2 protein-coding genes are annotated in these 2259 nt (G+C 70.7%); one reads left to right on the top strand and one right to left on the bottom strand.

Annotated elements, in window-relative coordinates; translation table 11 throughout:
• A partial coding sequence (locus tag QSG27_RS28620; RefSeq protein WP_306712214.1) for a tetratricopeptide repeat protein occupies nt 1–1564 on the bottom strand: 1564 nt, incomplete at its 3' end.
• Between the two features lie 176 nt (nt 1565–1740).
• Here QSG27_RS28620 and QSG27_RS28615 point away from each other — a divergent pair.
• A partial coding sequence (locus tag QSG27_RS28615; RefSeq protein ID WP_306712212.1) for a L,D-transpeptidase occupies nt 1741–2259 on the top strand: 519 nt, incomplete at its 3' end.

The following is a 2259-nucleotide window of genomic DNA, read 5'->3' as shown; positions in this document are numbered from 1 at the left end:
CAAGGCGTACGAGCTGTACAGCGCCGGCGACTTCGAGGAGAAGCTGGGCAAGAAGAACGTCCTGTACCTGTACCTGACCCGCGCCTATTTCGGTTTCGGCGCGTACGGTGTGGACGCGGTCGGCGTTGCGCAGGGCGGCGATGCGCTGCGGCAGCGACTCCACGCCGCCGGCGACGGCGATCCGGGCGTCCGGCAGGCGGTCGAGCAGCGAGTCGGCCAGCGCCAGGAACTCCGGCCCGGCCTCCTGGTCCAGGCGGTTGCCGACCACGAGGAACAGCGGCCCGCCGTCCGGAATCCCGAAGTCGGCGCGGCTGCGCTCCGCCCCGGCGGGTGGCAGGGTCCAGCCGAAGGAGAAGGGGCGGAAGCGCTCCGCCATGTCCGCCGGCCAGCCCTCGGCGGTGTCGGCCTCGCCATAGCCCAGCACCAGACGGGCCATCGACAGCGGCAGGCCGGAGGAGGTCGGCAGGCAGATCACCGGGCGGGCGCCGGAGAACAGGTCGGCCACCACGTTGGAACCGCCGAAGGCGACGATCAGGTCGGGGTCGAAGCCGTCCACGTAATCGACGATGGCGTTCACCTTCTCCTCGTCGAAGCGCTTCTGCGGGAAGGAAACCATGCGGACCCGCGCGCCGAAGGCGGCGATGACCTGCTCCCCCTCATACTCCTCGGTGATGTTGTAGGTGTATTCGGGGACGAAGCCGTTCTCGCCGGTGATCGCCATGGCGTTCGAATTGACGATCACCACCTCGCGTCCGAACTCGTCCTGGAGACGGCGGGCGAAGTCGAAGGCGTCCGCCGTCGGCTGGTGGCCGGCGCCCAGCATCTGGTTGGTGATCAGCGCGATCCGCTTCACCTCGCCGCGCGGCGTGGCGCGCTTCATGCGGCGGCGCAGGTGATAGCGAAGCGCCGTCTCGTCCACCATCAGGCGGTAATATTCGGTGAGGTTTCCGGTGTGGAACGCGCCGGTATCGCCGGACCGCGCCGCCCCCTGGAAGAGTTGCATCGCCATGCCCCAGAAGGCGTAATGGATCGACGGCACGGTGAAGCGCATCGGGTCTTCCAGAACGGCGTTCGTCAGCGCTTCGTAATGGGTGACGTCGCCGTCCAGCAGGAACAGCAGCGAATGGCGCCGCATCACGTCGCCCATGGCGTAGCCGGCATCGACCTCCGCCGTCGCGGCGCGGCGCGTCTCGTCGTCGTAGCGGCGGATCAGCCCGGCGAGCGCGCTCACGTTGCCCCAGCCTTCGCCCTCGTTGGCCAGCAGGGTCAGGGCGCGGGCGAAGCTCAACGCCGCGTCGCCGGACCGGCCGGTGGCGTGCAGGGCGTGGCCCAGGTTGGCGTGCAGCAGGGGAGAGGTGGGGTCGCCGGCCACCGCCTGCCCGATCAGGTCCACCGCCTCCGCCGGGCGCCCGCCTTGCAGCGCGACGACGCCGAGCAGGTGCAGCGCGTCCGGATGGCCGGGGGACGCCGCCAGCACCTCCCGGTACAGGCGTTCCGCCTCCGTGGTGCGGCCGGCGCGGTGGTGTTCGGTCGCAACGGCCAGCGTCTGTTCGATGGTGTCCATGGTCGGCGTTCCTGCTGCTTGGTCCCTGACGGCATGTTTACGCGCTTTTAGGGCGGATGCGCTGAACTTTTCCCATGCAGCGCACCGCGACATTCTTGTGGCATCTCGTTCCGACGGCAACCCTGGCGATTGCGCTCGCGCTTCTTTCGCCCGGCGGCGCCCGCGCGCAGGATGGCGTGGCGGCTGCCGATGAAAACGCGCCGCGGCAGCGAATCGTCATCAGCCTGGCGGAGCGCCGGCTCCATCTTTTGGAGGACGGGCGCCCGCCGCGGTCCTTTCCCGTCGCCATCGGGCGGCCCGGCGTCGCGATTCCGCAGGGGGACAGCCGGGTCGTGCGCAAGCGGCGCAACCCGACCTGGCACCCCACCGCCAACCAGCGGCGCGAGCGCCCCTCGCTGCCCACCGCGGTCCCGCCGGGGCCGTCCAACCCGCTGGGCCGGTTCGCGCTCGACCTCGGCTGGACCGCCATCGCCATCCATGGGACCAACGAACCGGATTCGGTGGGCCGCCGGGTCAGCGGCGGCTGTTTCCGCATGCTGCCCGCCGACATCGCCACCCTGTTCGAGGCGGTGCCGGTCGGAACGCCGGTCCGAGTCGTGGCCGGTCCGGCCTCCTTCCCGCCGCAAAATGGGCGGCCAGCGCCGAGCGGGTCAGCAGACCGCCCCGCACGCCCTCCGGCAGGAAGCTGGACAAGG

Origin of the sequence: Azospirillum isscasi (genome assembly GCF_030849505.1) — a bacterium.
In the GTDB taxonomy this organism is placed as follows: Bacteria; Pseudomonadota; Alphaproteobacteria; order Azospirillales; family Azospirillaceae; genus Azospirillum; species Azospirillum isscasi.
This window is presented reverse-complemented; position numbering and strand designations above follow the sequence as displayed.